Here is a 26,461-nt window from a genome sequence, read left to right as displayed (position 1 = left end):
ATATTGTGCCACGATCACAGCCACACAAAACGCTTTAACAGCGGCAATGACTATTTTTTATTCCACTCGTTGAACTTGCGCTTGGCCAGATCCATAGCCTGTCCGGTAATTTCGCCGGCTTGCATGCGTCGATCGGCCCACATCTTTTCTTCGATCATCTTTTGCTGTGCGCGCTCATGCGCCGTGAGCGCGCGAATCTCGCGCAATTGTTCTTTCTCAATCTGGCGTACAGATGGGGCGTGCCACGAGGATGGGCCCACCTTGGCAACGTAGAGCAGAATCCACAGGATAGGGATGAGCGCGGCTGCTGCCGCGCCTCCTAGCAAAAGCCATGGGTTGCTCAAGGTAGCGCTCATCACGATAAGCGTTGGGCTGGCAACGGCAAGCAGCACCGAACCGGAAAGTGCGGTCGCAAACTTTGGTTTCTTGCCTGCATTATGGGCGCGTGTGACCTCACCGCGGGAATAGACCTTGACCTCGTGAGAACCACGCGCCGGAATGTCTTGAAAGATGGGCACGAGGTCTTGGTGGGTGTGGGCGCGCATGACGTCGTCCGAGCGGTCCTCGAACTCCTCCATGGTTAACCGGCCTTCACCCACGGCGCGGGCGAGGTCATTGATGGCATCGTTGCGCTCGGAATCGGACAGGCGCATGGTCCGATTGATAGGGGAAGAACCAAAGTTATTACTCACGCATCCCAGTTTAGGAAATTTCCTCCCTGCTAGGGGCGTGCTCTTAGCGAACGCTGCCTATAGGTCCTTAGTTTCAGCGGCGGAAGATTCCTCATCCTTCTTTTCAGGCTGCTTCTTGCCGCCCACCAGGCTGGCGAGGAATGGGAAGAGGGCGACGGTAAGTGCGCCGCCAGAGACAAAGATGGAGGCATTTTCGGGTTCCATAATCTTCGAGTTCACCGCCAAGGTGGTCACCGCCACGATGATCGGCAGACCGGTGGCAGAATACAAGCCTACTTGGAGGCGCTCACGGAAGGTTTCAATATCAGATCCGGTATGCCCAACATTTTCGCGCAAGAAGACGGGCAGGCCACGGGTCACCAAGATGAGAGCTGGAATGCCCAGTACCTTCCACGGATTATGAGCGATGGTATCCCAGCTAATGCTCATGCCAGAGACCACAAAGAAGACCGGAATAAGCATCGAATAAAACACCACATCGAGGCGGTGCTCCAGGCGGCGGTGGAATTCATCCGGGATGATGCGGTTCAAAATAATGCCAGCGGCAAAGGCGCCGAGCACGATATCGAGCTCAAAGACTGCGGTTACGGCCATGAGGATGGCCAGAATCAGGATGATAAGACGCAAAATCGTTTGGTTGGTGGAGCCCGCACCGGAGATAAAGGCGGCCTTTACCCAAGGGATGGTCGAGGCGATGGCCGCTGGCATGACGGCGACGGCAACGGCGATGATGATGAAGAACAACAAAATGATCATCGTCGTCAGTGTGGAACGAGTACCCAGCAACAGCGCCATGGCGGTAATGGGGGCGACCTCACCAATGGCACCGTGAATCATCACGGAGTTGCCCACCTTGGTGCCCAGAATGCGGTCCTGTTTCAGCATCGGCGTGAGCGTGCCCAGCGCCGTTGAAGTCAGCGCCAAGGCAACGACGATGGCACCTGGCACGTTATCCACCAAGAAGTAGGCGCCCACGCCACAGGCGAGGGCGCAGATAATCCAGGTAGATAGGGCCGTTCCGGCTTCTTTGGTTTTGAGCGTAGAGATTTGAATCTCAAAGCCGGCGAGGAGGAACAACGCGCCCACGCCGAGTTCCTTGAGCATTTCGATGCCTTCGTCCTCGGCGGCGAGGTCGAGTACGGAAGGGCCAATAATCATGCCGAAAATCAACAAGAGGGCCACCGACGGCAGGCGGTAGCCCAACATATAAGAGACCAGCGGCGCGAGTAGGGCCGCGGCCATAATCCAGGCGAAAGAGACGAGGGAATTTGTATTTTCAGTTGCGCCTGCCGCCAGCAGCAGGGCATCGGTGGGGAGTCCCGCATTAAAATGCATGGACTACAGCGTACGCACCAATGCCCCTGCGCGCCTACTCAGATTCAGGTGGCTTTGGCACGCTTTCCGACGCCGGTGGTGCCGGAGCCGCCGGCGGTGCTGGCGGGGCCGGTGCGGCTGGCGGCTCAGCCTTTGGCGGCGTGGGCGCAGCAGGGGCCTCTGGCGGTTTCGGTGCTGCAGGTGCTGCAGGCGTTGCGGGCGCGCTAGGAGAGGTCGGCGCGGCTGGTGCCTTTGGTGCAGGTGCTGTCGGGGCACTTGGAGGGGTGGGTGCGCTCGGTGCTGCGGGAGCAGCTGGTGCGACGGGCGCTGCCGGTGCTTGGGGAGCTTGTGGCGAAGTTGGTGCCGCGGGTGCCTGTGGTGCAGGTGCTGCCGGAGCACTTGGAGGGGTGGGTGCACTCGGTGCTGCGGGAGTCTGCGGTGCAGCCGGCGTTGCGGGTGCGGCCGGTGCTGCAGGAGCGGCTGGTGCCGCTGGTGCTTGGGGAGCTTGTGGCGAAGTTGGTGCCGCGGGTGCCTGTGGTGCAGGTGCTGCCGGAGCACTTGGAGGGGTGGGTGCACTTGGTGCCGCGGGAGCCTTCGGCGCTTGAGGAGCCTGCGATGCAGACGGCGCTGCGGGTGCGGCCGGTGCTGCAGGAGCGGCGGGGGCTGGTGCTGGTGCCGATGCGGCCGGGGTGTGGGTGGCGGAAGTGGGGGCGTCGGCAAGCGGGGCGTCAGTGGTGCCCTCGGACTTTTGGTGGCGCACCGGGGTAGCCAGGAACGCCTTGGGGTGGGGCTCCGGCAGGGTGCCGGACTCGTCGAGGGAGATAGAATTGCGCAGCATAACCGCCACGTCATTGACCTTGGTGGTGGACGTGGAATCCTGCGACAAGGACTTCACGCCGCCGGTCATCATGACATTGCAGAAGGGGCAGCCGGTGGCGATTTCTTCCGCGCCGGTCTCTAGGGCCTGCTCGGTGCGGAAGTCATTGATGCGGGTGCCGAGCTTTTCCTCCATGAACATGCGGGCGCCGCCGGCGCCACAGCAGAAGGCCTCGTCGCGGTTCTTGTCCATCTCGCGCAGCTCCACGCCGGTGGCCTCGAGCAGCTCGCGCGGAGGATCGAAGACCTTATTGTGGCGGCCGAGGAAGCAAGGATCGTGGTAGGTAATGGGCTTGCGGTTCTCCGGTGTGCGTGGCACCGGCTTGAGCAAGCCCTCGCGGACCAGCCGGTTGAGCAGCTGGGTGTGGTGGAAGACGTCGAAGTGCCCGTCAAAGTCCGGGTACTCATTACGGATGGTGTTAAAGCAGTGCGGGCAAGTGGTGATGATCTTGCGCTGGCCCTCCGGGACGCCGTCGAAGGCGTTGTTGAGGGTCTCTACGTTTTGCTGCGCCATCATCTGGAAAAGGAACTCGTTGCCGGCGCGGCGGGCAGGATCACCCGTACAGGTCTCACCCGTGGAGAGCACGCCAAACTTCACGCCTGCGGTATGCAGCAGGTCTACTACGGCACGGGTGGTGCGGCGGCCATCGTCATCATAAGCACCGGCGCAGCCCACCCAGAGCAGGTATTCCATATCGGAGAAATCGGCCTCGTCTTCACCAATGATGGGGACGTCGATGCCATCGGCGCGGGCCTCATCGATCCAGGCGCGGCGCTCAGAGTTATTCCGGCCCCATGGATTGCCCTTGTTTTCCATATTCTTAAACAGGCCGGTGAGCTCGGAAGGGAAGTCCGATTCCGCAAGTACCTTGAAGCGGCGCAGATCCGCGATGTGGTCGATGTGCTCAATATCGGTTGGGCACTGATCCACGCAGGCACCGCAGTTGGTACAAGACCAGAGCACGTCATCATCGATAACGCCGGCCATGGACAGCACATCCAGGCCCTCGTGCGGATTGTAGTTATCCAGTGCGCCCTGGCGCAGGTCCATCATGAACTTTTTGGGGCTCAGCGGCTTTTCGGTATTCCACGCCGGGCATAGCTCTTGGCAGCGGCCGCACTCGGTACACGAGGTGGAATCCAGCAGCATCTTCCAGCTACCCGGGGTGATGTCTTCCTCCAAGTCCGGGGTGGGCAGGGATTGCAGCGCCTTTTCACCGGTGGCGTTGCGCTGGAAGAAGATATTGAAGAAGCTGGTGAAGCGGTGCCACATCACGCCCCACTGGAAATTGCGGGAAATAAAGACAATAAACAGCATGCCGGACAGCAGCTTGAACAGGGCGAAGAAGCTCACCAATGCTGGGGATGCAGGGAAGAGCTTGGCAAGGTGGACGCTCAAGAAATCCGCCCAGGCGGAGCCGCCGCCGTAGGTGGCGATCTTGGTGGACTTCACCAGGATCATGCCGAGTCCCTCAGAAAAGACAATGAACTCTACCCAGCGCGCCGCGGCGGTCTGGGAGTTGAAGAAGCGGCTGCCCCGCTCAGTATCGCCGAGTTTGAGGCGCACGCCGATGAGGAAACCAATACCTAGGACCGTCGCGATGCCTAAGACTTCCTCGACGAAGTGGTAGACCGGCCAGTGGCTGAGCCACGGCCAGCCCTTATCCGGCGCGAAGGTTTGGATATAGGCCTCAAACCACACCAAAATGCCAAAGAGGAAGCCCACCATTACCAGCCAGTGGGCGGCATTGACCAGCGGTTTACCCTTGAAGTGGGAGTGGCCAAAGACCTCCGCAATTACGCGCCATAAACGCTTACCCGGACTATCGGTGCGCTTGAGCTGGGTGGGTCCGCCCGAGCGGATGAACTTAAAGAGGGCCCATACGCGGGTGAAAAAGTACAGCCACACCGGAATCGATGCGGCTATAGCTATCCAACCGAACACGGTGGTCATGCGTGCTCCTTTATTACTGATGCTCCACGTTGTTATCTACCTTAAAGCCTAGGGGTGGAAATCAGAGAGTCTGCATTCAGTGCGGTATCACGGCAGGGTGGGCTGTACACTGTCAAGATGAGAAACTCGGCCGCCATATTCTGCTAAACGTGCTGTGCACGGCGGCGGAATAATACAGTGTCGGCGTCCGTAATGTGGCCGGGCAAGAAGAAGACCGAGACTGCCGCAGAAAGGGTAAACCGCCATGGGCAAAACCAATATCACCAAGGCCGCGGTGGCCTTGACCGCAGGCCTTGCTGCCTTTGGTGTTACTGGATTCGCCGTGGCGCAGGGCGGCTTGACCGCGAACCTGGCCCTTTCCGGTAGCTTCTTTAAAATCACCATGGGGCACTTGGATGGAGAGGGCTTTTCGCTTTTTGTTGATGATGATCAAAAGGCCGAAGAGCACCTTCCCGTCGCGCGTATCAAACTGGAGCATGCGAAGGTCTCTGATCTCTGCCTTTCCGTGACGGTTCCCAAGGTGCCCGGCGTTGGTGGGGAGGCCACCCTAGCGCTGAAGGCTGAGGGCGAGGGCAGTGTGGAATCCGATAGCCTGCTGGTCGGTGCGACCGACGTGGATGGTTCCTTGGTGATGCAGGATGTCAACGTGGGCATCGATGCGAATCAGCTCAGCGATACCGCCGATCCCGGCGCCTGGGGTCTCTATTCCAAGCAAGTTTCCCTCAAAGCGGATGATGTGAAGGCCACCTCCGTGGGCGCGCAGCGCCTTTCTGCCAAGAATGTGGGAGTGACGGTGAGGAGGGGGTCCGATAATGGCTGCTGAGTCCAGCACGGAAGAAACACAGACCCTCCCGGCGGCGGAGGCAACGGGCGAGGAGGAATCTAAGCCCAGCCTGTGGCAGCGCTTCCGCCACTGGCGCAGTGGTCGGCCCTTCCTTCCCGGGCTATTGCTTATTTTGTCCGGCATCATCATTGCCGCGCCGGCCTATATCACCATTCGGATCTCTGACCTTTTGGTGATGATTTCCACCATCTCTGGCGTCTCTACGCTGCTTATCGGCGTCTTGTTGGCCATGTTCGGCCTTGGTGCGTGGTTCCAGCCGGCAACCTCGACTTATGTCGGTGTGCTAGGCATCATCGTGGCCATTATCGCCTTGCCGACGTCCAATTTGGGCGGCTTCGTCATCGGCTCCCTGCTCGGCATCATTGGCGGGGCCTTTACCTTTGCGTGGCAGCCGGGGGAGCAAAAGCGCCGCCCTAAGGAAGCAGCAGAGCAATGACGAGGGCGATGCCGCGGGCGGCGCGTAGCTGCTTGGCCGTACTCACCTGTGCCCTGGTGGTGGGTGGTGTGAGTGGTTCCGAACGGGTTAATGCGCAAGATGCCCCGGCGGTTCCGTACTTCAGTACCGTCTTCGCGGATAAGGTGACGCTGACGAAAAATGTCACCGTTTCTTTGGGTACTTTCCCCACCGCCAGCGGTGATGTGCGGGTTCTAGAGCTGAAGGGCGAGAACCTCGACATCGACAACCTTGGCATCACGCTGCCTGGCCGCTACGGCGTTGGCATGCTGACCACGGGAGGGGATACCACCGAGGTACGCGGCGGACCGGTGACCATTATGGCTACCGAGCTCACAGCCACCCCGGCGGTGGGTAAGGTTTCTGCACCCCGGGCGAATATCGATTTAAGCCGCGACGATATCAATGCCGTGTTGGACAAACTTGGTGTTCCAGAGCCGCATCCCGTCCCCGATGCGGAAGTGCCCGATGTAATCATGGAGCATTTCGAGCTGCGCGATGTCACCCTTGAGCTGGTAAACCTCAAGGGTGCTCACTTTAACGCGCCGACCGTGACGGTAGGGCTGGAGTAGCTCACCGCCGGGGAAGACCTACCCTTGAGCGAACTGGGATTGATGCAGGCGCCAGTATGCGCCTTGGGCCGCAAGGAGATCGTCGTGCGAGCCTTGTTCCACGATGGTGCCGTTTTCCATGACGAGGATGAGGTCAGCATCGCGAATGGTGGACAAGCGGTGGGCAATGACGAAGGAGGTGCGGTCCGCGCGCAATGCGTTCATCGCCTCTTGGACGAGGACCTCGGTACGGGTATCGACCGAAGAGGTGGCCTCATCGAGGATGAGCAGCGCGGGCTGGGCCAAGAACGCGCGGGCGATGGTGATGAGCTGGCGCTCGCCGGCGGAGATTGCGCCGCCGTCTTGGTCGATGATGGTGTCGTAGCCATCGGGCAGCGCGTGAACGAAGCGGTCCACATAGGTTGCCTTTGCCGCCGCAATGACTTCTTCGTCCGTCGCATCCAAGCGGCCGTAGCGGATATTTTCCATGATCGAGCCCTTAAAGAGCACGGCGTCCTGGAGCACCATGCCCACCTGGGAACGCAGGGTATGGCGAGGCATGCGGGCGATGTCGTGCCCATCAATGAGAATCTGACCACCATCTAGCTCATAGAAGCGCATGAGCAGGTTGACCAGGGTGGTTTTGCCGGCACCGGTGGGGCCGACAATGGCCGCGGTCTGGCCGGGCTCCACGCGCAGGTTGAGGCCGGTGATGAGCTCCTTCTCCTCTGCGTAGGAGAAGTCAACGTCCTGGAACTCCACGAGCCCCTGGGCACGGCCGGGAAGGTCCTCGTCGGTGGTGTCGGGGGCTTGCTCTTCGGCGTCGAGAAGCTCAAAGACGCGCTCGGCCGAGGCCACACCGGACTGCACCTGCTGCATCATGCCGCCGAGCTGGCCGAGCGGCTGGTTGAACTCGCGGGAGTACTGGATAAATGCGGTGGCAGCGCCCAAAGTCATGTGTCCATTGGCCACGCGCAGACCGCCCAGGACCGCAATGGCCACATAAGACAGGTAGGACAGGAACTGCATGATGGGCATCATGATGCCGGACAGGAACTGAGCCTTAGCTGCGGAGTGGTAGAGCTCTTCGTTGCGCTTGTCGAATTCCTCCCTCATGGCCTCGGTACGGCCGAAGACGATGGCTAGGTCGTGGCCGGAGAAGGATTCTTCTACCTGGCCGTTGAGCTGACCGGTGGAGCGCCACTGCGTTTTGAACTGGCGCTGCGAGCGGCTGCCGATGACACCAATGACTAAGCCGGTAAGCGGCAGGGACAGTAGAGCCACCAGAGCGAGCTGCCACGAAACGCTGAACATCATGATGGTGATGCCAATGACCAGCAGCGCGTCATAAAAAAGCTGCGATAGCGCCTGCTGCAGGGCCTGCTGCACGTTGTCGATGTCATTGGTGGTACGCGAGAGGATATCGCCGCGCTGCTGGGAATCAAAGTAGTTGAGAGGCAGCGCATTAATCTTCGCCTCCACGCGCTCGCGCAGGTCAAACACGATATCCATGCTTAACTTGTTGAGGATGGCTCCCTGCCACCACTGGAAGCCAGAGGAGACGATGTACATCGCGATCACGGTGATGATGAGCGTGCCCAGGCGGTTAAAATCGATGCCTTCACCGGGGACGAAGTCCATCGCGGAAGCCATATCCGCAAAGCGGTCCTGGCCCTCAGCGCGCATGCCCGCAATGGCTTGCTCGGCGGAAATATTAGAGGGCAGGTTGCGCGAAATGACGCCGGCAAAGATGACGTCCATGGCCTTGCCCATGATCTTCGGGGCTACCACGGCCAAGAAGATGCAGATGATGTTCATTGCCGCGACGGCCCACAGGTGGCGCTTGAAGGGAGCAAGCAGGGAGAAAAGGCGTTTGGTGGAGGGCCAGAAATTCTTGGCCTGGCGGGGTGCGGAGCCGCCCATCGGATCAAAACCGGCATCCGTGGACTCGGCAGTAGAAGTGGTGTTCTCAGCCATTAGTTTTCGCCTCCTGCAACACCGGCGGTTTCTTGGGAATGAACGATTTTTTGATAGACCGCGCAGCGGCCCAGGAGCTCCTCGTGGGTGCCGCGGTCAACGATGCGGCCGGCATCCAATACCAGGATTTGGTCTGCATCGCGGATTGACGCCACGCGCTGGGCGACGATAATGCTGGTCACCGGCTGCTCACGCTCGGCAAAGGAGGCGCGCATTGCGGCGCGCACCTTGGCATCGGTAGCCACGTCCAGCGCGGAGAAGGAATCATCAAAGAGGTAGATCAGCGGCCGGGCAACAAGCATGCGCGCGATGGACAGGCGCTGGCGCTGGCCACCGGAGACGTTGGTGCCGCCCTGTGCGATGGGCATGTCCAAGTCTTCTACGAAGTCCGCCTGGGCCACGCGCAGCGCCTCCCAGAGCTCGTCATCGGTGGCTTCGGGCCTGCCCAAGCGCAGGTTGGAGGCCACAGTGCCGCTAAATAGGTAAGCCTTCTGCGGGACGAGGGAGACGCGTTGGACGATGTCCTGGCGGGCCAGGGAGGTGGTAGGGGTGGCGTCGATAAGCACCTGGCCCTCCGTCGGCACGTACAGGCGTGGGATGAGGGAAACCAGGGTGGTCTTGCCCGAACCCGTCGAACCGATGATGGCGGTAGTGGTGCCGGGCTGAGCGGTAAAGGAAATGTCTTCTAGCACCGGCGCATCCGCACCGGCATAAGAAAAGCCCACGTTGCGAAATTCCACCGTGCCCACGCAGGCCTCCGGAGAGGTGGTGGAGCTGGGTGGGGTAATGGAGGGCTCGTGCTGGAGCACCTCGGTGATGCGGCGGGCACAGATAATGGCGCGCGGCAGCATCATCGCCATGAAGGTACCCATCATCACCGCCGCCAGAATCTGCAGCAGGTACTGCAGGAATGCGGTCAGCGAGCCGACGTTGACCAAGCCCTCATCCACGCGGTGGCCGCCGAACCACAGGACCGCGCCCGTGGCCACGTTGAGGATCACCGTAATGAGCGGGAACATCACCACGAAAAGCCGGCCGATGTTCAAGGACAGGCGGGTGATGTTCTTATTTTCCTCGGTAAAGCGCTCGGACTCATAGGCCTCGCGCACGAAGGCACGCACCACGCGGATGCCGGTGATCTGCTCGCGCAAGGTGCCATTGATGGAATCCAGCTTGTCCTGCATGGAACGGAAGAGCGGCATGAGGCGGGAAATGATAACGGAGATGGTGCCGAGCAGTACCGCCACGGACACCCACACCAGCCAGGACATTCCGGCGTCTTCGCGCACGGCCATGATGATGCCGCCGATGGACATGATGGGTGCGGTCACCATGAAGTTCAGCATCATCATGTAGACCATCTGCACCTGCTGGACGTCATTGGTGCCGCGGGTAATGAGCGTAGGCGTGCCAAAGCGGCTCATGTCCTCAGTGGACAGGGAATTAACGTGTCGAAAAACCTCGCCGCGCAGATCCCGGCCGACACCCATGGCGGTGCGGCTGCCGCACCAGACTGCGCCAACAGCGGTGATGACTTGGGCAAACGCGACGGCCAGCATGATGCCGCCGGTGCGCCAGATGAAGTCCACATCGCCCTGAGCCACACCTTCATCGATGATCTTGGCATTAAGCGATGGAAGGTACAGCGTGGCGGCTGTAGATAAGGCTTGCAGGACAAGTACCGCGATGAAATACGGCGTATACGGCGCCGACCGTGTAATGAGAATGCGAACCAGATCCATGGACTCGCGCCCCTTTCCTTGCCGTGGCTGGGTAGCCGTGCAAGTTTATACCGGTGGTGGGTGGGGCGCTAGTTGGTTACTGCTGCTAAATCCCCACGTGAGCCAGCTGTGCGCGGGTGATGACGCTGCGCCAGTCTTCAAAATCCTGCAGTGGGGCGCATAGGCCTTCCCACGTGGTGACGGCCACGCCGCGAGCCTTGAGTTCGAGCACGAGTAGCTCGCGGTTGCCAGAGGCGGCTAGCCGGTGGATTTTGTTATGCGTGATATCGCCGTCTGGTCCTACCCGCACGTTGCCGATGAGGCGGAGTCGGGGAGTGGTGCCGGGGCCGCAGTGGGAGCCCGTGACGGCGTCGCCCAGCACGCCTGCCAAACCCGCAAAGCGGCGGAGTAGACCGAATGGTGCGGTGCACTGGGTAATGAGGTCCACACACATGCCAGCGCTGATAAGCTTCTCGGTGGTGGATAGGGCTGCCGGGCCCTCCCCGATGATGGCTATACGCTGCATGAAAGTGCCTCCTTGTGCGGGGCGCGGACGCCCGCAATAGACTGTCTTGTCTGTAAATCTAGTCCGCTTGGTACGGATTGGAAACTTTTTATTCGCGCCTCCCGCCAAGCTCAGCGGCTTTTCGCCCAGAATCCGCTGCGCCGCCTCGGGGGTTTTGCCTAATGTGTGACGGCATGAACCCAACGACGAACCTGCTGGACGGTGGCAAGAACTACCGCGACCCCAGCATCTCCCCGGAAGGCACGCGCGATACCGCGCCGCTGGACGCCGAGGTAGCCGCGCGCAACCAGCAATTGGTGGACCAGTGGGCGGATAAGCTTTATGACGCCTCAGCGGAAACCATTACCGAATGGGCCGCCGAACACGCACCCGGACGCCTGGCCGTGACCATGTCCATGGAGAACACGGTCTTGGCCGAGCTCGCTCACCGCGCCGGGCTCGATGCGGACCTGCTTTTTATCGATACTGGCTGGCACTTCCCGGAAACCCTGCAGGTAGCTGACGAGGTGGAAAAGCGCTACCCGGACCTGCCACTTGTTCGCGTGCTGCCTTTGCTCAGCCCAGAAGAACAAGACGAGGTCTACGGCCCGCGCCTTTACGCCCGCGATACCGCGGCCTATAACCGCATGCGCAAGGTCGAGCCGCTGAACATGGCCATGGATCCTTATGCCGGCTGGGTTACCGGCTTGCGCCGCGCCGATTCCGAGCACCGCGCCACCGCCCCAGCGCTGAGCCTCGACCGCACCGGCCGGTTGAAGATCTCGCCCATCATTACCTGGGATCTCGACGATACGGACCGCTATATCGAGGACAATAACCTCATCATCCACCCACTCACCCTGCAGGGATACCGCTCCATCGGCTGCGCCCCGCTGACCTTCCCGGTCGGTGAAGGCGACGATGCCCGGTCCGGGCGCGTATTTGCAGACGGCAAGACAGAATGCGGGTTACACGAATAATGAGCACACTTTCTCCACACTTAAAAGACCTAGAAAACGAGTCCATCCACATCCTGCGCGAAGTGGCCGGGCAGTTCGACAAGGTAGGCATCCTCTTTTCCGGCGGCAAAGACTCCGTCGTAGTCTTCGAGCTAGCCCGCCGCGCCTTCGCCCCGGCCACGGTGCCGTTTGAGCTGCTCCACGTCGATACCGGCCACAACTTCCCCGAGGTTATCGATTTCCGCGACCGCCTCGTGGAAGAATCCGGCGCTCGCCTCCACGTCGCCCGCGTCCAGGACTGGATCGACCGCGGCGACCTGCAAGAACGCCCCGATGGCACCCGCAACCCGCTGCAGTCCGTGCCGTTGGTAGAGACTATCGCCGAGCGCGAGTACGACGCCGTATGCGGTGGCGCCCGCCGCGATGAGGAGCGGGCCCGCGCCAAGGAACGCATCTTCTCCATCCGCGATTCCTTCGGCGGGTGGGATCCCCGCCGCCAGCGCCCCGAGCTGTGGGACCTGTACAACGGCGGAAAGATGGCCGGCGAAAACGTCCGCGTCTTCCCCATCTCCAACTGGACCGAGTCCGATATTTGGGAATACATCGGCGCTCGCGAACTGGAGCTGCCCTCCATCTACTACTCCCACGAGCGCGAGGTATTCAAGCGCAATGGCATGTGGCTGGCTCCTGGTGAATGGGGCGGCCCGGCCGAAGGCGAGGAGCTGGAAACCCGCACCGTGCGCTACCGCACGGTGGGCGATATGTCCTGTACTGGCGCCGTGGAATCTACCGCGTCGATCCCGGATGAGGTGCTCGCGGAGATCTCCATTTCCACCCTTTCCGAGCGCGGCGCCACCCGCGCCGATGACAAACTTTCCGAGTCCGCCATGGAGGACCGCAAGAAGGAAGGCTACTTCTGATGACTACGACCCTCACGCCGAATGTCGGCGCCCTCAAGCAGCGCGATACCCTGCGCCTGTGCACCGCCGGCTCCGTTGATGACGGCAAGTCCACCTTCGTCGGCCGCCTGCTCTATGACACCAAGTCCGTGCTCGCGGACCAGGTCGAGTCCATGGAGCGCACCTCCACCGACCGCGGCTTTGACGGCATGGACCTCTCTTTGCTTGTTGACGGCCTGCGTGCCGAGCGCGAGCAGGGCATTACCATCGACGTGGCCTACCGCTACTTCGCCACGGATAAGCGCACCTTCATCCTCGCCGATACCCCCGGCCACGTGCAATACACGCGCAACACGGTCACCGGCATGTCCACCTCCCAGGTAGTGGTGCTTCTTATCGACGCCCGCCATGGCGTCGTCGAACAAACCCGCCGCCACCTCAACGTGGCCGCCCTCCTCGGCGTGCGCCACGTGGTCCTCGCGGTGAACAAGATCGACCTGGTGGACTACGATGAGCAGGTCTTCCGCGATATCGAGTCCGAGTTCAACCAGATCGCCACCCGCCTGGGTATTACCGATACCACCGTGGTGCCGATTTCCGCCCTCAAGGGCGATAACGTGGTCGAGCGCTCCACCACTATGCCGTGGTACACCGGCCCGACCGTCCTTGAGGTTCTCGAGACCGTCCCCGTGGCCACCGGCCGCGCCGATGAGCTGGATTTCCGTTTCCCCATCCAGTACGTCATCCGCGAGCACGCCTCCGATTACCGCGGCTACGCCGGCCGCGTGAAGGCGGGCTCCATCTCCGTGGGCGACGAGGTCCGCCTCCCTGAAGGCCGCACCAGCACCATCACCCAGATCGACACTGCTGACGGCCCAGCCGACTCCGCCGCCACCGGCGACTCCGTCACGCTCCTGCTTGCCGACGACGTCGATCTCGCCCGCGGCGATCTCCTCGCCGGACCCCAACGCCCCGCGGCCACCCGCGAATTCGACGCCACCGTTGTCGGCCTGACCGAAAAGGACATTAAGCCCGGCCAGATGCTCAAGCTGCGCTACGGCTCTTCCCTGGTTAAGGCCCGCGTCGCCGCCGTCACCCGCACCCTGGATCTTGATGGCGTTTCCGACGTGGAAGATCCCGAGTCCGTCGCCATGAACGACATCGCCCACATCACTATCCAGACCCAGGCCGAGCTCCCCGTCGAGGACTATGCCGCCCGCGGTGCGGTAGGCAACTTCCTGCTCATCGATCAATCCTCCGGCAACACCCTCGCCGCCGGCTTCGTAGGCCACCGCCTGCGCTAGTCACCCTTTGTGCCGCTGCTGCTTCTCTCACCGCGCATCATTATGATGCCCGTGACGCCGAGTAGCAGCGGCGTGGAGATACCGAACACCGTAGGCCCTACTACGGTTAAGTTCACGATCAGCAGGGCAACCGCCGCGACCAGTGCGAAAGCCCCGAACTTCTGCTGAAACGTCTTCTCGCTCATTCCTATCTCTCCTCCGGCTACGTTACGGCCACGATAACCGCCCCTGGCTCCCCGCGAAAGCCTAGAACGCGGCCATTTCTTGGCTTCTGCGCTCCCCTCTAGGCCCGCACTGCTTCACCGCGGTCACACCTGCAAACAAAACAAGCACGTTTCGCCGCCTAACTGGTGAAATTTTAGCGAAACGTGCTTGTTTTACATCGAGCTATTGCATAGGCGGTACGTCGCCGGACATGACTACCTTTTGCTGTCCTTCATCCCACCGGAAGCCTGCGTTGGTTGTGCCTGAGCGGTTGGCATTGCCTTCACCTTCGCGCGGCCAGTGGTAGGTTACCGCGATCTCGGAATCACTCACGCGCTCAATAGTGGGGGCGAATCCATAGGGCTTTGCCGTTGCGGTGCCCAAGTATTCGCCGTGATTAAACAACATGATGTGGAAAGGCGAAGAACTGGTTCCTCCCTCAATCATCAGGGTTTCCCACGATAGGGATGCGCAGGGGTCATAACCGGAGGAGTCAAAGAGCTCCCATCCGATGGTGCCCCACGGAGCGACTTGGGATACGCCTTCGGAGAATGCCGTTTGGGCATCGGCTGCGCCACACGACGAAGTGGTGTCGGCTTCCGGGCTCGGCTGCTCGTCATCCATCACGACGTTCGGGGGCACCGGCCGAGTAGGTTCTTCCTCCGTCGCAGTAGAGGCAGTGGGCGATTCTTCCGGCTTGGCATCGCTGCTTTCTTCTGTAGCGGACGTCGTCGCCGGCTCCACTGAAAACTCTTGTGCGGTTGTATCCGACGTTTCGTCATCGCAGGAAGCCAAGGAGAAACTAATGAGGGCGACACTTGTTGCAATGCTTATTCGGCTTATTCGGCCTAGGTGGGCAGATGATTTAGGCATAAGATATTGCTTTCACATTGAGGCGGTAGATGAAAGGTCAAAGGGGTGCACGCTGCGTTGTAGCGGGTGTAGGGAGTCAACGCAGCAGAAGGGGAGTGACAGGGAATTGAGCGCGGAATCTGGATTAGCAGGGGTCAGAGAAATCCGCGTCGTTATTGAGGGAACGGGCATTGCCGCCGTACTTGGCCTTGAGTTCGCAGACCTTGTCCACGCTGTGACCGGCTTCGTAGATGATGGCATAGATAGAGCCGCCTTCAGTGCGGCTGCGCAGGGAACTACACGCGCCGCCCTTGATGATCTTGGAGCCTGGGTACTTCTTGTGCACTCGGTAGGGCTCAGAAATCGGATCAGTTGTCGGCGGGATGATGACCGATTCCGCGATGAGCACATAGCTGCCGTCGCATTCGCCGTACCAATAATCTTCGGGCGGAAATTCCTCCTCGGCGGTAATAGGCCTGTCGCGAACCTTTGGAGTTTGCGTTTGCTGTGCATCGCAGAGTTGGAGCTGGTTGGTCAGCTCCTTTGGGGCGCCAGCCGTGTCCAACTTGCCCTTGTCGTAGCACTGATTGACGGAGTCTCCAGTCGTATTGTCAGACCGGTACACCTTCCACTCGTTATCGGTCCAGTAGAACAGGCCAAAATTTGAGGATTGCTTTTGGGCCATGTAAAGCCAGGTGCCGTCGCAAAACAACTGAAGCGTACCAATTGGAACGTCCATTAGGTTATTGGCTAGCGTTCCACACTTCTCCTCTGTGGAAGGTCCAGTGCTAGCGCTCTTAGCTTGTGTAGTCTCAGCTTTCTTTTCAGGCGTGGATTCTTTCTCAGAAGTCGCCTCTTCGGTGATTTCCTCGCTGCTGTTTTCTTGAGAATGGAAATTCGGTTCAGCGCTGCTGGAATCATCAGACTTTTTGTTTCCCGTTAATGCCCAGGCACCACCGCCAATAAGCGCAATGATGGCGAGGGCGGCAACGACAATAATGGCGGTGCGCGTGCCTTTGCCCGAAGATTCTGCGTTGGTTCCAGTACCGGAGTCCCGCATAGGGGATGCAGGTCCGTTCGAATCTGAATATGGGGTTGAGTCAGATGAACCCCAAGAATTCTTGTCATTCAAAGGGGAGGCTCCTTTGTGCGCTGGCCAGAAAGAGAAATGCGAAAGAAAGGGAATGATTAAGAATCATTCCGCGTCATACTATAGGCATAAGAGTTGCAAGAATTCTCTCGAATGGGACTATGAAAGGGGTAATTGCAACGCGCCACTTTCCTGCGATGTAATTCGTACGGATTAAGTGCGTCATCAGCTGCGTGGTCGAGAACCAACAGCGACGAAGTTGGGGAGTCCAAATTCTCCTAGAAAGGCTTCTATCTGACGCCTGCTTGCCGAGACAAGACCTCAATGAAGGACACCGGGTAAGACCAATGTCCGGCTTAATCCCAAGCATGACCAAGAATTAAATCCCCGATGAGGGGGAGGAAGGAGCCCTCGTGGGCCTGGACCGTAATCTCAACGCCGCGGAATTGCACGCGACCCGCAACCGAGTGAGCGTGTCCCCGGATCTCATCCGCCGCTTGGGCGGTGCGCTGGGGTATGACGCAATTGAGGCTTTTGGTTCAGAGGCGCAGACGGAATTGAGCAAGGTCTTTGATTTGGGAGACATCATCGATCTGATGCTGCTTAGTCAGCTACCTGATATGGAAGTCGCGCCGGGTGTGGAGCAGCAGGTAGAGGGGGACGTCGCTAAGCAGCTGCTGCGGCGCATCAGCGCGGGTGATTATCTGACGCGCCAGCAGGTGCACGAACGCCTGCCGCGGGCGACGGTGATGCTGTACCGCATGGGGCATCCGCGCCTGTGGGCTTTTGCCGCCCGCCAGCGCCTGCCCCAGGATGCGGAAAGAGCCGTGCCGGATTCCTTTCACCGTGATATCACCGGCCCGTACACCACTCCGGAGGAAGCGTGGCTGGGCATGTATGTGGCCGATGCCACGCGGCTCGGGGAGCTAAACACCCAGGTAGAAGATGCTGGCCTAGAGGAGGACCGGCAGCAGCGTCTGCGTTTGGGCATGAGCCTGGCTGATACCTACCGCCAGGTGTGGAGTTCCGCGCGCGGCCATTGGCGTGTCAGCCCCCAGACGCGCTATATCGTGCCTTCGCGCTTTGGCTACTGCCCCTTTGTCTTCCGCGTGGCCGAGGGCGGGTGGCGCCGCGATTCCTTCGAAGGGAGCCACGACCGCTTCATGGCCACGGAGGGCTATTGGATCGACGTGGAGCGCGAACGGCTCATTCACCTCGGCGCGCCAGACCCGCACGATGCTTGGCTGCCTACGGCGCGGGTGGCGGCCGAAGCACCGACGGAAGAGGACCTGGCCGTCGCCCGGGTGCTCAGCGGGAAAATCATTGCCCTCGGCGCTGGACAGAAAAACATTACGATTCGCCTGCGCCAGAAGAACCGCACATTGAACTTTGACTAGGGTGGGCAGGTATTCTCGCAGGCATGGAGAATCTCAACGGACGCACCCTTTTCGTCGCCGCCGTGGATGCGGAAGCCGCCCACATTCCGGAAGGCGAACCCCTGCTCATCACCGGAATCGGTACGGTTCCGGCGGCCATTGCGCTGACGGAAGCTCTTGCCGACGCCCGCGCGAACGGTGCCCTTCCCGATCGCGTGGTCAACATTGGCACGGCCGGCGCGCTTGTCGACGGCATGGCTGGCGTCTTCGAAGTCAATAAGGTCACCAAGCATGACTTCAAGCTAGAAGTGCTTACCGATATCAACCGCTACCTGCTGCCAGAGACCATCGAGCTCGAGACCTCCGGCCGCCTGCCGGTGCGCGGACTGGCCACGGGCGACATGTTTGTCTTCGATACCGCCCTGCGCACCGAGCTGGCTAAGAAGTCGCAGTTGTGCGACATGGAAGGCTATTCCATCGCCGCAGTATGCCAGCGCTTCGATGTGCCCTGCACCCTGCTCAAGCAGGTGTCCGATTCCGCCAATGAGGAATCCAAGGGCACCTGGGCCAACGTCCTGGACCGCGGTGCGCGCCAGCTCGCCTCGGCCGCTACGGACCTAGGCTTTCTGCGCTAAAAACTAAAAGCGCGCCGGGGAGGGCCGGCGCGCTGCTAGTGGTGGCTGAGTCTTAGCTCAGCGGACTCATGGACTGGTAGAGCTGTTCTACCTTGTCGCGTGGAGTCTCGGCGTGTTCGTAGGCCACGTCGCTGGAGTCTGCAGGATCGTCCTTGGAGCCGGTGATGATGTCTATATCAGAGGGCTCGACTTCGCCGGAGCGCAGTGCAGCCATCTCGGCGTGGTAGCGCACGACAACAGCGATGGTTGCGGCCACGGGGACGGCGAGGAAGGCGCCGACGATGCCGGCCAGGGTAGAGCCGACGGTGACGGAGAGTAGGACAACGGCCGCGTGCAGTCCCATGGCCTTGGATTGCAGCATTGGTTGTAGGAGATTTCCCTCAACCTGCTGGACGATGATGATGAGGGCCAAGGCCAATAGTGCATTGGTCAGACCATTGGATACCAAGGCGATAATAACCGCCAAAGCACCGGCGGTCACGGCACCGATGATCGGGATGAAGCTGGCGAAGAACGTCACCACGGCGATGACGAGCGCGAGCGGAACTTGCAGCGCCCACAGGCCAAGGCCGATGAGGATTGCGTCCACCATGGCTACGGCGGCCTGGGCTTGGATGAAGCCGGACAAGGTCTTCCAGATGCGTGAACCCAGCTCAGTGACGTGCCAGCCGGTGGAATTGCCGGTGTACTTGCGCAGCCAAGGCAAGAATTTGTCGCCGTCTTTAATGATGAAGAAGGTGACAAAGAGCATGATCAGCGCGGCCACGACGATGGAGCTGGCCATCGAGAAGCCAGAGATAACGCCGGTGGCGATGGTGGAGGCTTGGCCCTTGGCAAACTTGACCACGTCCTGGAGCACGGACTGTAGCTGGTCACTTTGGATATCGATGGGGGACTTTTCCACCATCTCCGTGAGCTGGTTGATTCCCTCTTCGGCTTGGTTAATGAGCGTTTGGCTCTGGCTAGTGACTACGGGGGCCATGGCGGCAAAAACGCCGCAGAAGATGATGATGAGGCCGAGCAAGGTGCTCACCGCCGCGAGCGAGCGCGGGAATCCCTTGCTGCGCAGCCACGCGCTGATGGGGTAGAGCACCGTGGAGACGAGGATGGCGAGCAAGACCGGCAGCAGGCCTACCCAAGTGAACTTGAGCAGGTAGCCGGCCAGCGCTAGGCCGGCGACGATAAGGATAAAGATTACCGAGACCTTGGCCATGGTGCGGAAGTCCTTGGCCAGAACAGCGGATTTATCGTCGCGCTCGGCAGGGTGCTCGCTGGCAGCCTCTGCACCAAGGTGCGCGTCATCATAAGCGACGAGGGTATGCGAATCTTCCTCGCCTGGCTTTTGGATCTGGGTTGCGTTGCCTTTTTCCTGCGCAGACGGGCGCTTGACCTCGTCGCGGGAAGACGAATTATGTGACGTAGACATTGTCTACCACTATGCCACATAAAACTCGCAGCGCATATACGAAAAAGGAGGTAGCGGCCCACGGGCGGGGCGCTACCTCCCTTCAATACCTTTAACACGTCCGCTGACGCGGCCGGGAATTACTCGTCGCGCAGGTTACCTACGTTGCGGATAATGCCGAAGCGGTGCATGGTAACCGACACTGCCTGCTCAAGGAGGTAAGGCATGAGCTCACGGCGGCCGTCGGCAAGCACGGGCTGGTCCAGCACCACGGAGTTGGAGCGCACCGCGGCCTCGTAGAAGGAATCCGGGACGGTGCCCAGGGCGCGCACGCGGGAGGAGGCGTCATTGGCCACGTCGGTAGCAAAAGCCTCGTCGGCGATGGCCTTGACGTCGAAGCCGAGGTCCTGCAGCTGGGTGGCAACCTCCGGGGTGGCGGAGATTTCCGTGGCGGTGCCGGTAATCGCGGCGGCCAGCACCTGGCGAGCAACCTCGCGCAGTTCGTAGCCTTCGCCCACGCGCACGCGCAGCTTGGTCAGCAGTGGACGGTAGCGGAAGATATTGGCCTCAGAGACCAGGCCGGTGCGGTCGTGGTTGCGGCCGAACTCCTCTTGCCAAGCCACCTGGTCTAGCTCCGCGGCGCGCCACAGCCAGGTGATGTCGTCCTCGGTGAGCTTGCCAGAGAGGTTATCGCGCAGGCGGTGCAGCGCGGCGAGGCTAGCTGGGGCAATGTCCACGTTGCGCGGCTTGAGCTCGCCATCGGCCCACTCGCCCATCTGCGCCACGTAGTTCGGGCCGCCAGCCTTGGCGCCCGGTCCCATGACGGACTTCTTCCAACCGCCGAAAGACTGGCGCTGGACAATCGCGCCGGTGATGCCGCGGTTGACGTAGGCATTGCCCACCTCGACGTTGTCGATCCAGTATTCAATTTCGGCGTCGTCAAGCGAGTGAATGCCGCCGGTCAGGCCATAGCCGGTGTCGTTCTGCCAGGCAATGGCCTCTTCCAAGGTATCGGCGTACATGATGCCCAGGATGGGGCCGAAGCACTCGTTCTTGTGGTACCAAGAGCCCGGCTGCACATTATCGCGGATGCCCGGGGACCACAGGGTGCCCTCTTGGTTGAGCTTTTCCGGCTTGAGCAGCCACTTCTCGCCCGGTTCGAGCTGGGTCAAACCGCGCAGGAGCTTCTCGCTCGGCTCTTCCGCCAGGCCGTTCATGGTGGTGGTGATATCGAAGCCTGGGCCCGGCTTAAGGGTCTTGACGGCATCCAGCAGCTGGGTGCGCAGGCGCTCGGACTTGCCGGCCGCGCCGACGAAGATAACCAGGGAGGCCGCCGAGCACTTCTGTCCGGAGTGGCCAAAGGCGGAGTTGTAGAGATCATCGATGGCCAGATCCGGGTCTGCGGCTGGGGTGATGATGAGCGCATTCTTGCCGGAAGTCTCCGCCATAATGTTCATCTTCGGCTTCCAAGAACGGAAGAGCGCGCCGGTATCGGAGGCGCCGGTGAGGATGACATTGTCCACGTCATCGTGGGAGAGCAGAGCCTTGCCGGCTTCGCCTTCATCAGTAAGCACGAGCTGGACCAGGTCCGGGTCCAGTCCCTGCGCCTCGAGGGCGGTGCGGAAGGTCTCCACCACGAGCTTGCCGCAGTGAACCACCTGCGGTGCAGGCTTGACGATGACCGCCGAGCCCGCCGCCAAGGAGGCAGCAATGCCGCCGGTGGGGATGGCAATGGGGAAGTTCCACGGCGGGGTTACCACGGTGACGGTGTGCGGGGTGAACTCGGAATAAGACTCTTCCAGCAGGCGCGCGGACTGGCCGTAGTAGGTGCAGAAGTCAATCGCCTCAGAGACCTCAGGGTCGGTCTGGGTAACAGTCTTATTGGCCTCATACGCAGCCACGGAGATGAACTTGCCGCGCTGGGACGCGATCTGATCTGCCACGGCCTCCAGTGCGGCGGCGCGCTCGGCGGCAGGGCGCTTGCCCCACTCGGTGCCCAGTTCCTTGGCACGAGCGATGTGGCCTTCGACCGCGGCAGGGTCGGTAACCTCCGCAATGCCGTGCTCGCCTGGATTGCGCTTGAGCGCTTCCAGCGCCCACTGGCGGTTCGGCGCGAGCGCCGGGTCAGTATCTGCCTCATTGGTAAAGCGTCCGGTGCGCGGTGCCTGGCGGCCGTCTTCCTCGAGGCGATTCTGGGTGCGGCGGGCACCAGCGAAGGTGTCCCAGCGCTTGGCGACGGCCCGACGGAACGTCTCTTCCTGGTCCGCCAATGGCTCCTCTCCAGGGGCAAAGAGCGCGTAGAGGAAGTTCTGCGGCGCGGAGTTTTCTTCCAAGCGGCGCACCAGGTAGGACACGGCGACGTCGAAGTCTTCTGCGTGGACAACCGGGGTATAGAGGATTTGGCGGCCGTCAAAGACCTTGCGCACCGCTGCCTGCTGTGCTGGGGACATGCCCTGCAGCATCTCCGAATCCATCATGTGCAGCACGCCGCGCTTCTTGCCCAGTTCATAGGCCATTGCCGCGGTGTAGAGGTTGTGGGTTGCTACGCCGATGCGGACGCTATCGGCGTATTCTTCGCGCAGGATGAAATCCAATAGGCGGTAGTAGTTGGCGTCAACGTCGAGCTTGTTGGTGTAGGTAGCCAGCGGCCAATCGTGGACCTCGCCCTGCACGGTTTCCATGGATAGGTTCGCGCCCTTTACAATGCGCACCTTGACCTTGCCGCCGCCCTTAGCCACGCGCTCCTTGGCAAAGTCAGCGACATCCTTGAGCGCATCGAAGGTATCCGGCAGGTAAGCCTGCAGCACGATGCCGGCATCCAAGGTGAGGAATTCCGGCTCACTGAGCAGCTCCTTGAACAGGCGGATGGTCAGGTGGAGATCGTGGTACTCCTCCATGTCCATGTTGATAAAGACCTTGTCGGTGCGGTCTGCTGCAGCCTGATACAGCGGGCGCAGGCGCTCCTTGAGGCGCTCTACCGAGCCGTCGATATCCCAGTGGTTGAGCTGGGCCACCATGGAGGAAGCCTTGACCGAAACGTAGGTCACGCGGGGGTTTTGGATGAGCTTGAGGGTGCGCTCCGCGCGGGACTTCGCCTCTTCCTCACCGAGTACGGCCTCACCCAGCAGGTTGAGGTTAAGCTGCTCACCGGATTCGGCGGCCTTGTCCAGGATCTTGTTGAGGGCATCAGACTCTGCGTCTAGAACCAGGTGGCCAACCATCTTGCGCATGTATAGGCGGGCTACCGGCATGACTAGGTTCGGCAGGATGGGGCCGAAGAAGCCACCGGCGCCAACGAGTGCACCATTGATGCTGCCCAGGAACGACGGGTCATAGTGGGAAGAAATATCCTTCAGCGCGTGCGCGGCAACCTTGTCATCTTCTGGGCGCATGACGCGGTCGACGAAGTCCATGGTGAACTTCACGCCGTCTTCATCGCGCAGCAGGTCCGCGAGCTGTTCGGTGGCCTTATCTTCTTCGTCCGCAGTGGACTTCAACCAGTCGTGTGCGCGGCTAATTGCTGCAGGCAGGACTGCTTCCACATCATCAGAGATGGGCAAGCGGGTATTAGCAGGAGAAGTCATATTGGTTCTACCTCTTTTTCAAACGGGTCACATCCCCGTAGCCGCTAGCAGTATTCGTTCCGGACAGTGGGCTGCCAGGCGATACGGCGGCTGGGACGTAAGCGGTGAGCTATGTGGTACTGCAAGGCTGCAGTCGGGTGAGGAGCGAACACGCGGGTGCGCGCGACGCAATGTGAGGGTCGCAGGGATTCGATGTGAAGTGCGATGTTCAGCGGGCCATTATGCGGGCCGAGTGCGGACGGGAGGCCTATCGCTGCTGCGACGAACACGCGCCAGGTTGGTGTTCAACACTCACCTGCTTTCTATGACGTGACTGTGTAAGGCTAAAGGAAAACGCGAGCGCCATAACGCTCTGACGTGCGGCAACCCTGCAGGTTCAGGTTCCAATTGTTGCCTGGGAAATACTATGAACTTTTGTGTTGCCGCAATTATAGGAAAGCGGTAAACGTGATGCTAGTCTCCTTTGGAAAACGGTAAGCGGGGGTAGAAAAACAAAAAATAAACCCCAGCATGTGGGGTTTAGAGGGGGTATTGACTCATCCGGGGGTAATCTACCCCCGGATTGTCCAACAATTGGGTTTTAAGAACCGTAGCCGGCCTTAAGCGCCTTCACTGCCAGCTCGAGGCGCGACTTGGCGTGGAATTCACTGAGCAGGGTGGACACATACTTCTTCACCGTGCCCGGTGCATAATGCGTGCTCTTGGCAATCTCTTCGTTGGACTTTCCTTGGCAGACCAAGTCCAGGACCTGCTCTAGCGCAGGGGAGATGTGGTGATTGCCCTTGATTTTTGCGTTTGCGGCTGCGGCATCGGCGCTGGTTCCCTCAGCGTTCCAATCAGGTAGCTGCTCAAACAAGCGGGTAAGCGACTGCGGGGTGACTACCGTGCCGCCGCGCACGGCCTCGCGTACGGTATCCAAAATGTAGACCGGCTTGGAGCTTTTCAGAATATAGGCCGCAGCCTTATTGGACATGACCTCTTTGAGGGTCTCGTCATTGTCCATCGCGGTCATCGCGACAAAGACCGGCGGTTCTTCCAGCTTGTTGACCTCGCGCAAGAGGGTCGTGCCATCCATCTCGGGCATATGGATGTCCGCGACAATGACGTCAAAGTCCTGCTCTTGCAAAAGCTCGAGGGCGACCTTGCCATTTTCTGCGGTGGCGCGCACTTCCATGTCCTCAGCCGAGGCAAAATAGCGCCCCAAGGCCTCAAGGACAAGTGGGTCGTCATCGACGACCAAGAGGGATGTTTTTACTTCGATTTCGGGCACCATGGTGCGGGGCATCCGAATGCAATATCCACGGCAGACTTGTACTCAGTTGTGGAGGAAAGGTCTCCAGGCGCGAGACCACCCAGGAGTGAAGTGGACAGCATTAGTGGTGCGAGAAAAGTAGCGAGTGCGGCCTGCATCTGCGGGCTCCTTCAATAAAAACCAATTTAGTTAGAAACAAGCGATAGCTTAATGGACGAACTCGGTGTTTGCTAGGCGGAGTGCTGGATCTAACGTGCCTTATGTGTGCTTGGCGGCAGCGACAGAGTCAAAACCCAGCTTCCATCTTCTAGGTTGGTGTCGACACGAGCATCTATAGTCGCGGCTATACGATTCATTGAGGACAGTCCAATGCCGGAAGACATATCAGCATTTGTAGTTGTAGGTTTCGCTACGGGGTTGGTAATTGAGACCAGTGTCCACCCCAGATGAGGTCGGACAGAAATCAGAATTTCTGCGCCAGGTGGCGAATATTTGACAGCATTGAGGCAGGCCTCAGTAGTAATTGCTGCGATTGGATCCAGGATTTCTCGGGGGAATTCCGGCGCGAATTCTTCGCCGGAAACCTCTACGACTGGTGCTCGGTTGAGTCGTGACAGGCGTTCCTGCTCTTCTGACAGCAGCTGAGCAAAGTTCGAAGGCTTCGTGGTGGTTGCAAAGCTTGTGCCGTCGTTAATGCCATCGATGTCGTTGCGCAAAACCTTGGTAAGTGCACGGACTTCAGACATTGAAGAGCGCATGGAATCGCTAAGTTTATCGAGACTCTGGGCTAGCTCTGGCTGGTTAGCGTACTCGAGGCTTAGAGCTTCTAGCTGCATAGTATTTACTGTCAGGCTAGAAACTACCGAATTGTGCAGAGTCTCTGCGAGGTCAGATTGGCGTCGCTTGACATCATTGTTCCATTCCACCATGGCGGACCTATAACGATCAGCGGAATGGGCGAACGTACCACCGATGACTCCGCCAATAGTGATCAGCATGGCCCAAGTGAAGGCTGGTGCAGGGTCGATATTCATGCTGGGCTCTGTGGGGTCAATTAGGCCACCTAGCCAAAGGACCATTCCGATCAGGAAAGTGCGCCCGTGGTGTCCATGATATGCAATGACGGCAAGAAAGATCGGCGCTAAGAATACCGAGCTAATAAATGGAGTCTTGGTCAGTAGTGTTGCAGCTACCCAGATGACAACGAAAGCCACTGACATGTTGATAGGCCAGCGGTAAGCGCAAGTCGTGACGACGGTGAGTGTGAGGCCGAGTAGGGCGGAAGATAGCTGGTCCTCGGTGGGAGAAAAGAATGCCCCGAGGAAGGCGAGTATTACACAGAAGAACGCCGTTAAAGCGGCTGTTCGCTGCAGGGTCATGGCCGCGCGGATGCGTTGGTGAATGGGCGGCTGTGAAGGTTTCGACACGGTGCGGTCCACGCTTCCTGGATGCTAAGGCTCAATGGGTTTTATCTCCCTAGTGTAAGTACGGCGAACGTGAAACAGCGATTGAAAACAGCGAAACCCCCGCACCTTCGTGCGCGGTTCCTTGTGGTGGGTTCCGAGCGGAGGAAGAAGGTGAGGGGGTTTAGCTGGTCTTCATGAAGGAGTACAGAAAGCTAATTACTTAGCTTCTGCAGCAGCCTCTGCGTCATCCTTGGAGGACAGGCCCTCGAATACGGAGGACAGGCCCTCGGAGTCGGTGTTGGACTCGGAGGAAGCCTCGATGAGGCCCTTGATGCCCTTAACGAGTGCTTCCCAGTCAATGGCGGAGCTGAGGTCTGCGAGGGTATCGAACATATACATTCCTTTCGGATCGGCGGAGTAAAACTACAATCTCTCTCTGGGGTAGCAGCTCTTAACTGCTGTGATTTCTAGTATGCGGTAGCGGGGGCGGGCTGCCAATCCTCTTTTGGATCCTTTCTGAGGTGACTTTTGGATCCTCTTAGGGTTATTTAAGGAGCTCCGTTTGGGTGTGGGTGGCGCCGGGCAAAGGGGGCGATCGTGTAGGGGG

22 protein-coding genes are annotated in these 26,461 nt (G+C 60.0%); 8 read left to right on the top strand and 14 right to left on the bottom strand.

All coding sequences use genetic code 11. From position 1 onward, the window contains the following. Window positions 1-50 precede the first annotated feature (50 nt). From MHY22_RS06325 to MHY22_RS06315, 3 genes are read right to left on the bottom strand one after another with little or no spacing between them, the layout of a single operon-like run. Complete coding sequence (locus MHY22_RS06325) at window positions 51-692, bottom strand: DUF1707 domain-containing protein (protein WP_239278568.1); 642 nt, start codon at window positions 690-692, stop codon at window positions 51-53. A gap of 57 nt (window positions 693-749) precedes the next feature. Further along, entirely contained in the window at window positions 750-2,027 is a 1,278-nt protein-coding gene (locus MHY22_RS06320) for a cation:proton antiporter (RefSeq protein WP_239278567.1), read from the bottom strand. Between the two features lie 34 nt (window positions 2,028-2,061). Continuing rightward, window positions 2,062-4,836: a (Fe-S)-binding protein gene (locus MHY22_RS06315; RefSeq protein ID WP_239278566.1), complete on the bottom strand. Its 2,775-nt coding sequence runs from the start codon at window positions 4,834-4,836 to the stop codon at window positions 2,062-2,064. Window positions 4,837-5,080: 244 nt separating this feature from the next. Between MHY22_RS06315 and MHY22_RS06310 the strand changes: the two genes are divergently transcribed. Genes MHY22_RS06310 through MHY22_RS06300 form a run of 3 tightly spaced genes read left to right on the top strand, consistent with a single transcriptional unit; the run spans window position 5,081 to window position 6,706 of the window. Continuing rightward, window positions 5,081-5,659: a DUF6230 family protein gene (locus tag MHY22_RS06310; RefSeq protein ID WP_005325466.1), complete on the top strand. Its 579-nt coding sequence runs from the start codon at window positions 5,081-5,083 to the stop codon at window positions 5,657-5,659. Continuing rightward, window positions 5,649-6,116 carry a DUF6114 domain-containing protein gene (locus tag MHY22_RS06305; protein WP_239278565.1) on the top strand — a complete coding sequence of 156 codons (468 nt, stop codon included), beginning with the start codon at window positions 5,649-5,651 and terminating at the stop codon, window positions 6,114-6,116. The genes MHY22_RS06310 and MHY22_RS06305 overlap by 11 nt, the downstream gene beginning before the upstream one ends. After that, window positions 6,113-6,706: a hypothetical protein gene (locus tag MHY22_RS06300; RefSeq protein WP_239278564.1), complete on the top strand. Its 594-nt coding sequence runs from the start codon at window positions 6,113-6,115 to the stop codon at window positions 6,704-6,706. The genes MHY22_RS06305 and MHY22_RS06300 overlap by 4 nt, the downstream gene beginning before the upstream one ends. Before the next feature lie 18 nt (window positions 6,707-6,724). On the opposite strand, the gene MHY22_RS06295 is transcribed toward MHY22_RS06300, so the two are convergent. The 3 genes from MHY22_RS06295 to MHY22_RS06285 all read right to left on the bottom strand — a co-directional run bounded on the left by MHY22_RS06295 (window position 6,725) and on the right by MHY22_RS06285 (window position 10,909). Further along, on the bottom strand, window positions 6,725-8,662 hold the full coding sequence (locus MHY22_RS06295) for an ABC transporter ATP-binding protein (protein WP_304504386.1): 1,938 nt from the start codon (window positions 8,660-8,662) through the stop codon (window positions 6,725-6,727). Further along, the gene (locus tag MHY22_RS06290) at window positions 8,662-10,404 is read right to left on the bottom strand and encodes an ABC transporter ATP-binding protein (RefSeq protein ID WP_239278563.1); all 1,743 of its coding nucleotides are present in this window, start codon (window positions 10,402-10,404) and stop codon (window positions 8,662-8,664) included. The genes MHY22_RS06295 and MHY22_RS06290 overlap by 1 nt, the downstream gene beginning before the upstream one ends. 85 nt (window positions 10,405-10,489) lie before the next feature. Further along, window positions 10,490-10,909 (bottom strand): methylenetetrahydrofolate--tRNA-(uracil-5-)-methyltransferase, encoded by a 420-nt coding sequence (locus tag MHY22_RS06285; RefSeq protein WP_239278562.1) that lies wholly within the window; start codon window positions 10,907-10,909, stop codon window positions 10,490-10,492. 173 nt (window positions 10,910-11,082) lie between these two features. Here MHY22_RS06285 and MHY22_RS06280 point away from each other — a divergent pair, with 173 nt between their 5' ends. From MHY22_RS06280 to MHY22_RS06270, 3 genes are read left to right on the top strand one after another with little or no spacing between them, the layout of a single operon-like run. Beyond that, a complete protein-coding gene (locus MHY22_RS06280; protein WP_239278561.1) occupies window positions 11,083-11,868 on the top strand; it encodes a phosphoadenylyl-sulfate reductase in 786 nt (261 codons plus the stop codon). Next, the gene (cysD, locus tag MHY22_RS06275) at window positions 11,868-12,767 is read left to right on the top strand and encodes a sulfate adenylyltransferase subunit CysD (RefSeq protein WP_239278560.1); all 900 of its coding nucleotides are present in this window, start codon (window positions 11,868-11,870) and stop codon (window positions 12,765-12,767) included. Before MHY22_RS06280 ends, cysD begins: the two co-directional genes overlap by 1 nt. Further along, window positions 12,767-14,050, top strand: a complete 1,284-nt coding sequence (locus MHY22_RS06270; protein ID WP_239278558.1) for a sulfate adenylyltransferase subunit 1 — start codon at window positions 12,767-12,769, stop codon at window positions 14,048-14,050. The genes cysD and MHY22_RS06270 overlap by 1 nt, the downstream gene beginning before the upstream one ends. On the opposite strand, the gene MHY22_RS06265 is transcribed toward MHY22_RS06270, so the two are convergent. The 3 genes from MHY22_RS06265 to MHY22_RS06255 all read right to left on the bottom strand — a co-directional run bounded on the left by MHY22_RS06265 (window position 14,047) and on the right by MHY22_RS06255 (window position 16,166). Then, the gene (locus MHY22_RS06265; RefSeq protein ID WP_239278557.1) at window positions 14,047-14,235 is read right to left on the bottom strand and encodes a hypothetical protein; all 189 of its coding nucleotides are present in this window, start codon (window positions 14,233-14,235) and stop codon (window positions 14,047-14,049) included. The two genes, MHY22_RS06270 and MHY22_RS06265, sit on opposite strands and share 4 nt — an antisense overlap. A gap of 202 nt (window positions 14,236-14,437) precedes the next feature. Further along, entirely contained in the window at window positions 14,438-15,049 is a 612-nt protein-coding gene (locus tag MHY22_RS06260; RefSeq protein ID WP_239278556.1) for an LppP/LprE family lipoprotein, read from the bottom strand. A gap of 202 nt (window positions 15,050-15,251) precedes the next feature. Further along, the gene (locus MHY22_RS06255; protein WP_239278555.1) at window positions 15,252-16,166 is read right to left on the bottom strand and encodes a hypothetical protein; all 915 of its coding nucleotides are present in this window, start codon (window positions 16,164-16,166) and stop codon (window positions 15,252-15,254) included. Between the two features lie 443 nt (window positions 16,167-16,609). Between MHY22_RS06255 and MHY22_RS06250 the strand changes: the two genes are divergently transcribed. After that, entirely contained in the window at window positions 16,610-17,593 is a 984-nt protein-coding gene (locus MHY22_RS06250; protein ID WP_239278554.1) for a hypothetical protein, read from the top strand. Window positions 17,594-17,616: 23 nt separating this feature from the next. Beyond that, window positions 17,617-18,207, top strand: coding sequence for a nucleosidase (locus MHY22_RS06245; RefSeq protein ID WP_239278553.1), 591 nt, complete (start codon window positions 17,617-17,619; stop codon window positions 18,205-18,207). A 52-nt stretch (window positions 18,208-18,259) separates the two neighbouring features. Here the strand turns inward: MHY22_RS06245 and MHY22_RS06240 are convergent, their stop codons facing one another. From MHY22_RS06240 to MHY22_RS06220, 5 genes are all read right to left on the bottom strand, one after another. Further along, window positions 18,260-19,633, bottom strand: coding sequence for an AI-2E family transporter (locus MHY22_RS06240; protein WP_239278552.1), 1,374 nt, complete (start codon window positions 19,631-19,633; stop codon window positions 18,260-18,262). Between the two features lie 119 nt (window positions 19,634-19,752). Then, window positions 19,753-23,196 carry a bifunctional proline dehydrogenase/L-glutamate gamma-semialdehyde dehydrogenase gene (locus MHY22_RS06235; RefSeq protein WP_239278551.1) on the bottom strand — a complete coding sequence of 1,148 codons (3,444 nt, stop codon included), beginning with the start codon at window positions 23,194-23,196 and terminating at the stop codon, window positions 19,753-19,755. A gap of 580 nt (window positions 23,197-23,776) precedes the next feature. After that, a complete protein-coding gene (locus tag MHY22_RS06230) occupies window positions 23,777-24,481 on the bottom strand; it encodes a response regulator transcription factor (RefSeq protein WP_239278550.1) in 705 nt (234 codons plus the stop codon). A 215-nt stretch (window positions 24,482-24,696) separates the two neighbouring features. Further along, entirely contained in the window at window positions 24,697-25,887 is a 1,191-nt protein-coding gene (locus MHY22_RS06225) for a sensor histidine kinase (RefSeq protein WP_239278549.1), read from the bottom strand. 183 nt (window positions 25,888-26,070) lie between these two features. Next, window positions 26,071-26,247 (bottom strand): hypothetical protein, encoded by a 177-nt coding sequence (locus MHY22_RS06220; RefSeq protein ID WP_239278548.1) that lies wholly within the window; start codon window positions 26,245-26,247, stop codon window positions 26,071-26,073. Between the last annotated feature and the right edge of the window lie 214 nt (window positions 26,248-26,461).

The organism is Corynebacterium sp. ACRPO, from assembly GCF_022347205.1.
In the GTDB taxonomy this organism is placed as follows: Bacteria; Actinomycetota; Actinomycetes; order Mycobacteriales; family Mycobacteriaceae; genus Corynebacterium.
Note: the sequence above shows the minus strand (reverse complement) of the source record. Positions and strands in the feature narration are given on the sequence as shown.